At 66.0% G+C, this 7,970-nt stretch carries 6 protein-coding genes; 3 read left to right on the top strand and 3 right to left on the bottom strand.

Annotated features, from left to right (window positions below; all coding sequences use genetic code 11):
* On the top strand, positions 1–2,453 hold a 2,453-nt coding region (locus A3736_RS16375; protein WP_067685122.1), incomplete at its 5' end, for a TonB-dependent receptor.
* A 101-nt stretch (positions 2,454–2,554) separates the two neighbouring features.
* Here A3736_RS16375 and A3736_RS16380 read toward each other — a convergent pair.
* Positions 2,555–5,062: an ABC transporter permease gene (locus A3736_RS16380; protein ID WP_067685124.1), complete on the bottom strand. Its 2,508-nt coding sequence runs from the start codon at positions 5,060–5,062 to the stop codon at positions 2,555–2,557.
* Positions 5,059–5,781, bottom strand: a complete 723-nt coding sequence (locus tag A3736_RS16385; protein WP_233999464.1) for an ABC transporter ATP-binding protein — start codon at positions 5,779–5,781, stop codon at positions 5,059–5,061. The genes A3736_RS16380 and A3736_RS16385 overlap by 4 nt, the downstream gene beginning before the upstream one ends.
* Positions 5,782–5,795: 14 nt before the next feature.
* On the opposite strand from A3736_RS16385, the gene A3736_RS16390 reads away from it, so the two are divergent.
* On the top strand, positions 5,796–6,515 hold the full coding sequence (locus A3736_RS16390) for an arylesterase (RefSeq protein ID WP_067685126.1): 720 nt from the start codon (positions 5,796–5,798) through the stop codon (positions 6,513–6,515).
* A gap of 27 nt (positions 6,516–6,542) precedes the next feature.
* Here A3736_RS16390 and recF read toward each other — a convergent pair whose 3' ends face one another.
* The gene (recF, locus tag A3736_RS16395) at positions 6,543–7,631 is read right to left on the bottom strand and encodes a DNA replication/repair protein RecF (protein ID WP_067685128.1); all 1,089 of its coding nucleotides are present in this window, start codon (positions 7,629–7,631) and stop codon (positions 6,543–6,545) included.
* A gap of 225 nt (positions 7,632–7,856) precedes the next feature.
* On the opposite strand from recF, the gene A3736_RS17750 reads away from it, so the two are divergent.
* Positions 7,857–7,970, top strand: coding sequence for a recombination protein F (locus A3736_RS17750; RefSeq protein WP_197465457.1), 114 nt, complete (start codon positions 7,857–7,859; stop codon positions 7,968–7,970).

Consider the following 7,970-nt stretch of genomic DNA (forward strand, 5'->3'; position numbering starts at 1 on the left):
CCGCGACCAAGCGTGCCCAGACCCTTCAGGAAACGCCCGTCTCGGTCAGCGTTACCACGGGCGAGACGCTCGAACGCGCGGAAATCCGCGACCTGCTCGACCTGCAGACGGTCGCACCGTCGCTGCGCGTCAGCCAGCTGCAGAGCTCGGCCAACACCACCTTCTTCATCCGCGGCTTCGGCAACGGCGCGAACAATGTCGGCGTCGAGCCTTCGGTCGGCGTGTTCATCGACGGGGTCTACCGTTCGCGTTCGGCGGCGCAGATCAACGATCTCGCCAATGTCGCGCGCATCGAAGTGCTGCGCGGGCCGCAGTCGACCCTGTTCGGCAAGAACGCCAGCGCCGGCATCATCTCGGTCGTCACGCGCGAACCGCAATTCGACTTCGGCGGCAGCGCCGCGCTGACCTACGGCAATTACGACAATATCGTCGTGCGCGGCGACGTCACCGGCCCGATCACCGACAGCGTCGCCTTCTCTCTGGAAGGCAATTACAACACGCGCGACGGCTATGTCGACGTCGTCAACCTCGACGAGAAGATCAACGATCGCAACCGCTACGGCGCGCGCGCCCAGCTTCTCTTCGACAATGGCGGGGCGCTGCGTGTCCGCGCGATCGGCGATTACTCCAAGATCGACGAGAATTGCTGCTTCGCCGGCAACGTCCTCGCCGGGCCGACCTTCGCTGCGACCCGCGCGGTGGGCGGCAATGTCGCGGCGAACGATCCGTTCAGCTACGAAGCCTATCTGAACCAGCTGCCGACCAACGACATCGAAAGCTATGGCGGCTCGCTCCAGGCCGATTACGAGATCGGCGCTTTCTCGCTGACCTCGATCACTGCGTATCGCGAACTGCGCGCTTTCAACCAGCAGGACGTCGATTTCACCAGCGCGGACATCGTCAGCGAATTCCGTGACCAGGCGGTCGACACCTTCACGCAGGAACTGCGCCTGACGTCGGACTTCGACGGGCCGTTCAACTTCCTGCTCGGCGGCTTCTATTTCAACGAAGACGTGGTGCAGACCAGCGGTCTCGACAATGGTGCTGCGGCACGGCCGTTCTTCAATGCGTTGGCGGGAGGACGGCTTCCCGCCGCCGAAGCCGGTCTGGGCATTCCTGTGGGCGGCAGCTTCGCCGCCGGCCCGCTGTCGCGTGAAGCCTTCACGCTTCAGAACGAAAGCTATTCCGTCTTCGGAACGGTGGATTTCGAAGTCACCGATCGCATCACGCTGACCGGTGGCTTCAACTACACGAAGGACGAGAAGGACTTCACTCTCGCACAGCAATCCTTCGATCCGCTGGCGAACGTGAATCTCGTCGATGCCTTCATCGTCGGCCAGATCGCCCGTGCGCTGAACGTGGCGCCCGGCGCGGTGACCCCTACGGTCATCAATGGCTTTGCGACCAATCCCGCCACACGACCGGCCTTCGGAGCGATCACGAGCGCCGCGCTCAATCCGGCGGTGAACCCGCTGCTCGCCCTTCAGCCGCTGCAGTTCATCCCGCCCTTCCTGGGCGTGCCGAACGCGGTCGAACCGGGTCAGACGGAAGACGACGACTGGAGCTATACCGGCCGCATCGCCTACGAGGTGAACAACAATATCAACGCGTATTTCACCTATGCCACCGGCTTCAAGGCGAGTTCGGTCAATCTGTCACGCGACAGCCGTCCGCTGGCGAGCAATTACACGCCGGGTCCGCGCGGCAGCCTGATCCTCGCGCCGTCCTCGCCGATCCGCGACGCGGGCATCGCGGTGCCGAATCTGGGAACCGGGTCGCGCTTCGCCGGGCCGGAAGAATCGGAAGTCTACGAACTCGGCATCAAGCTGGACTACCCAGGCTTCGCGCTGAACGTCGCGCTGTTCGATCAGACGCTGGACGGCTTCCAGTCGAACGTCTTCACCGGCACCGGCTTCGCTCTGGCGAATGCGGGCGAGCAATCGACGCGGGGCTTCGAGCTCGACAGCACGATCAACCCGACCGACGCTCTGGTGTTCACCTTCGCGCTGACCCATCTCGATCCGATCTATAACAGCTTCACCAATTCGGCTGTCGGCGATCTGACGGGCACGCGCCCGGCGGGGATCCCCTCGTTCACGATCGCCACTTCGGCGACCTATACGCAGGAATTGGGATCGAGCGGCAATCTGCTGATCGGACGCGTGGATTTCTATCACGAGAGCGATACTCAGCTGATCGAAGGCGTTCCGGGCTTCGGCACATTCGAACAGCAGCGCGCGATCGCCCGCAACTACACGCGCGAAGTCAATCAGGTGAACGCCTCGCTGACCTTCGCGATGGAGAACGGGTTCGAAGTGACCGGCTATGTCCGCAATCTGGGCGACGAGCAGTACCTCACCCAGATCTTCCCCAGCACCGCGCAGGCGGGCTCGATCTCGGGCTATCCCAGCCAGCCGCGTACGTATGGCGTGACGGCGCGGGTCCGGTTCTAAGACCGCGCTTCACAGCACCGGATAAGGAGAAGGGGGCTTTCGGGCCCCCTTTTTTGTCCTGTGAAGCGAGCATGAGAAAGCCGGGACGGCGGAGCGTCGTGTCAGAGCGCGCGCAGCGCCTGTGCCGGCTTGGCCCGCAGCAGAGGCAGCGAGCCGCCGATCGCGAAGGCCATCACGACGGCAAGCCCCATGCCGAGCACGGCGAAGATCTCGCTCCAGTCGGGCAGCCAGTCGAATTCGAACAATTGCGTGATGACCAGCCAGGCGAGCAGGCTACCGAGCCCCAGAGCCACCACGGCCAGCGCCAGCGCCAGCACGCCGTATTCGATCAATTGCATCGCCAGCACCTGCCGCCGGTCCGCGCCGAGGACGCGCAGGATCACGGTGTCGTAGGTCCGCGCCGCACGCGCAGCGGCGATGGCCCCCAGCAGCACGGCGAGGCCCGCCAGCACGGCCACGCTTGCCGCCGCCAGCGTGGCGAGGCCGACCTGTTCGAGCAGCGTGCGCGCCTGTGCGAGAATGCCGCCGACCTCGATCACCGAGGAAGACGGAAATTCGCGCACCAGCCCCTGGAGGATCGGCGCAGTGGGCGTTCCGTCCGCAAGCTCGATCGTGGCGGCGAGATTGTGCGGCACATCGTCGAGGGCATTGGGGCTGAGCACGAAGACGTAATTGAAGCCCAGGCTTTCCCAATCGATCGTGCGCAGATTGGCGATGCGCGCAGTGCGCTCGGTCCCCAGCACGCCGAAGGTCAGCAGATCGCCGATTTCGAGCCCGGCGGCCTCGGCGAATTCCTGATCGACGCTGACCAGCGCCTCGCCCTCGTGGAACGGGCCCCACCAGTCGCCTTCGACGATGGTGTTGCCGGGAGGAACCTCGTCGGCATAGGTCAGGCCGCGTTCGCCGCGCAGCGCCCACGCGCCGTCGGGGATTTCCTCGAGTTCGGCGGTGCGGGTCATGTCGCCGTCTGACCCGAAGGCCAGCACCGCGCCGCGCAGGGCGGGAACGGTGCGGATATCGGCCTCGGGATCTTCGCTGCGGACGAGGTCTTCGAACGCGCTCACACGATCGCGCGGCACATCGAGGACGAAGTAGTCGGGGGCCTGATCGGGAACGCGGCGCTCGATATTGCCGTCGATGGCGGATTGGACCGCGGCGAGGAGCACGAAGGCGGCAAGCCCGAAGCCGAGCGCAGTAACCAGCGCGCCGGTCGAAGAGCCGGGGCGGTGGAGATTGGCAAGCGCATTGCGCGCGATCGGATTATGCGGGCGAGGGAGCGCACCGGCGATTTTGCGGATCGCGAAACCAAGAAGAGCGAGCAATCCCAAAGCGGCCGCCGCGCCGATCAGGAACAGGCCAGATAGCTGCCAATTGCTCGCCGTCAGAAGCGCCAGCGCGACGATCGCGGCCAGCCCCGCGCCGACGGCGATCAGGGCCTGCCGGTCCCGCGCCAGCGGTGCGATCCGCGCACGCATCAGCGCCATGGCAGGGAAATGGCGCGCGCGCAGCAGCGGGGGCGCGGCGAACACGAAGGCTACGAGCAGCCCGTACGCCAGCGCGGTCAGCAGAGCGAGCGGATCGACCACGAAGCCGGTTTCGACCGGCAGCAGGCCGGACAGCGCCACGGCCAGAAGCGGCGTCACCGCCACGCCCACCAGCAGCCCGGCAAGGCTGCCCGCCAGCGCCGCCGCCCCGATCTGGAGCGCGTAGATGCGCGCGATATCGGTGCTGCTCGCGCCCAGGATCTTGAGCGTCGCGATCGCCTGCCGCCGCGCGTCGAGATAGGACGTTACGCCGCCGCCGATTCCGATCCCGGCGATGACGAGCGCGGCAAGGCCGACCAGAGTCAGGAATTCGCTCATCCGGCTGACGAAGCGATCGGCGCCAGGCGACGCGCGATCGGCGGTGCGGAAATCGAATCCAGCTTCGGGGAAGCGGTCCTCCAATTCGTCGCGCACGGCCTGCGGATCGCGCGGCGTGGCAAAAGCGACGCGGGTCTTGCTCTGGAACATCGATCCCGGCGCAAGCAATCCGGCCGCTTCCGGCAGGCCTTCCGCCACGATCACGGTCGGGCCCAATTGGAATCCTTCGCTCAATTTGTCGGGCTCGGTCGCGATGATGCCGCCGACTGTCAGCGTGCGCGTACCGATGGCGATGGTCTGGCCGGGTTCGACGCCGAGTCGTTCGGCAGCGCCGCGATCGAGCCAGGCCTCGTCCAGCGCGGGCGCACCCACATTGCGACCGTCTTGCAGGGTCAATGCACCGTAGAGCGGATAGGCATCGTCGACCGCCTTCAAGCCGATCGGCACCGCCTGATCGCCGCGCCGCGCCATCGCCTGCAACCGGTATCCACGCGTCAGCGACCCGTATTCGGCGAGGGCGGCGTCTTCTTGCGCGTTGAGCGAACGCTGCCACAATTCGATTTCGAGGTCGCCGCCGAGCAGTTCCTGCCCGCTCGACGCGATCTCTCCTTCGATCGCCGCAGTCAGAGTCCCGATCGCCGCCAGCGCGCCTGTGCCCAGAAACAGGCAGACCAGCAAAAGGCGCAATCCCTTGAACCGCGCATTCAGATCGCGCCGCGCGATCCGCCAGGCTTCGCCCCAGGTCATGTGCGCGTGTCGCTCGCAATCACCCCGTCGCCCAGCTGAATCACCCGATCGCAGTGTTTGGCGAGTTCCGGATCGTGCGTGATGACGAGTAGGGTAGCGCCCGTTTCCGCGCGGCGGGCGAAGAGCAGATCGACGATTTCCTGACCCGTCGCCGCGTCGAGATTGCCCGTGGGCTCATCGGCAAAGATCAAATCGGGTCGCGGGGCGATGGCGCGGGCGATGGCCACGCGCTGCTGTTCACCCCCGGACAATTGCTGCGGATAATGGTCGAGCCGATGGCCGAGCCCGACTGCCTCCAACTCCGTTCGGGCGCGTGGCTGCGCTTCCTTCTCTCCCGACAGTTCCATCGGCGTGGCCACGTTTTCCTGCGCGGTCATGGTCGGCAGGAGGTGAAAGGCCTGCAGCACGATCCCGATCCGCCCGCGCCGCGCATGGGCCAGCGCATCCTCGTCCATGCCGACGAAATCCTGACCCGCGACTTGAAGCGTACCCCCGCTCGCGCGTTCGAGACCGGACAGGACAGCCATCAGCGAGCTCTTGCCCGATCCGGACGGGCCGAGCAGCGCCACCGTTTCGCCCGGCATCACGTCGAGATCGACGCCGCGCAGGATTTCAACCGGCGCTTCCGCGGTTCCAAGAGTGAGGGTGAGATTGCGGGCGGAGATCGCAGCTTGAGAATTGGTCACATCGCTGCGATGGCACAGGGTGCCGTCCGTCACAAGGAGCCTCGCCGGTGCATCTCGTCCGTTTGTCGATCCTTCCGCTGCTGATCCTCCTTGCCGCCTGCGGCCAAAGCGCCGACCCTGCGCCCCAGGCCGACGAAACGGCACGTCGGGCGACGCCCTCCGCCGCGAACGACGATACGCCGCAAGTCCCTGTAAGCGGGCCGGAGCGCCGCATCCTCGCCTTCGGGGACAGTCTTTTCGCAGGCTACGGCGTGGGAGTGGAGAACAGCTATCCCGCCAAGCTGGAAGACGCGCTGCGGGCGCGGGGGATCGATGCGCGGATCGTCAATGCGGGCGTGTCGGGGGATACCAGCGGGGCGGGGCGCCAGCGTCTGCCCTTCGTGCTGGACAAGCAGACGGATATCGATCTCGTCATTCTGGAACTGGGCGGAAACGATCTGCTGCGCGGTATCCCGCCGGCCGAGACGCGCGCCAATTTCGAAACGATGCTGGGCGAATTGCGTGAGCGGGGCATTCCAGTCCTGCTGATGGGAATGCGGGCACCGCCCAATTACGGGCCGGAGTTCCAGCGAGAATTCGACGCGCTCTACGGCGATCTGGCGAGAGAATACGGGGCCGAGCTGATCCCGTTCTGGCTGGAGACGGTCTACCAGCGGCCCGAGCTCTTCCAAGACGACCGCATCCACCCGACCGAAGAGGGCCTGCAGGTCCTGGCGATCGACACGGTCGCGCAGGTGGCCGAGGCCTTGCCGGAGCCCGATGAGTAGAAGCCAAGAAACGCGCGGGAGAAAAGATCAGGGGCGCGTAACCGCGCCATCGCGCACTTCCCAGACGGACGCTTCGCCCGCGATAGCTTCGAAGGGGGCGGTCTCCGTCCCCGTCATCCAAACCTGTGCGCCGCCGCCGCGCAACCGATCGAACAAGGCCACGCGCCGATCGGGATCGAGATGCGCGGCGACCTCGTCCAGCAAGAGCAGCGAGGCACGGCCTCTCGCCGCGAGCGCCGCGTGCGCCAGCGTCATTGCGAGCAGCAGCGCCTTCTGTTCTCCGGTCGAACAGGCGGCGGCCTGCATCCGTTTCGCGGCGTAGAGCACGTCCAGATCGTCGCGATGGGGGCCGGTCAGCGTCCGCTGGGCGGCGCGATCGCGGCGGCGCCCGTCATGAAGCGCCTGCGACAGGGCTTCGAAACCGAGCGGGCCGCCCGGCGCGTAGCTTAATGCGGGACGGGGGAAGGGCGCTTCGGGTTGCGCCACGATCTCGGCCATCATCGCATCGACCAGCCGCGCGCGTCCCGCAGAGAGCGCGTCGCCATGTTCGGCGAGCTGCTTTTCGATCGCATCGAGCCAGGCGGGATCGGGCTCGCGATCTTCGCCGAGCAGGCGGTTACGTTCGCGCAAGGCCGCTTCGTAACGGTTGGCGTGGCTCGCATGCTCGGGATCGAGCGCAAGCGCCAGCCGGTCCATATAGCGTCTTCGATCCTGCGCAGGCCCGGTGAAGAGGCCATCCATCGCCGGGGTGAGCCAGCCGATCGCGATCCATTCGCCGAGCGAGACGGCGCTGGTCTCGGCGCTGTTGATGCGCACGCGGCGGCGGCCCGGCTGCGCGGCTTCGGTATAAGTGCCGATCCGAACGGGTTCGTCACCGACATTATCGTGAGCCAGGCTCGCGCCGATCGCGAAACCGCCGGGCCCGTCCTGGCGCGCCATATCGGCCAGCGCCGCCCGCCGCATGCCCCGGCCCGGCGCGAGGAGAGAGAGCGCCTCGAGGATATTGGTCTTGCCCGCTCCATTTCCGCCGACGAGCAGGTTCAGCCGACCGGTCCCATCGATCGCGGTTTCGGCATGGTTGCGGAAGTTCGAAAGAGAGATGCGGTCGAGCGCCATGAGCGGGTGAGGAGATAGCCGTGCGCTCGCGATACCGCCACTCGAATTGGGTGGATTCCAAAATGTGGTGAGATTTCCCAACCTTTCGGATTGATGAACGAACGCGTCAGGAAGCGAGGAGGCCGAAACGGCGAAATTCAGCCGTTTTTCAAGTTTGGCACGGCGGTTGCAATCATTCTGGCATCCCCGGAAGGGCCGGGGTTCAGGGAAAAAGGAAATTCAAAAATGTCTCTCTTCAAAGCCAACAACGCCTTCGCCGCCATCGCCGCTTTCGCCATTTCGGCCATCTGCATGGCCGCCGCGATCGTCCCCGCCAGCCCGTCCGGCCTCATCGCCTAA

The sequence above is a fragment of the Erythrobacter sp. HI0063 genome (assembly GCF_001635685.1).
In the GTDB taxonomy this organism is placed as follows: Bacteria; Pseudomonadota; Alphaproteobacteria; order Sphingomonadales; family Sphingomonadaceae; genus Qipengyuania.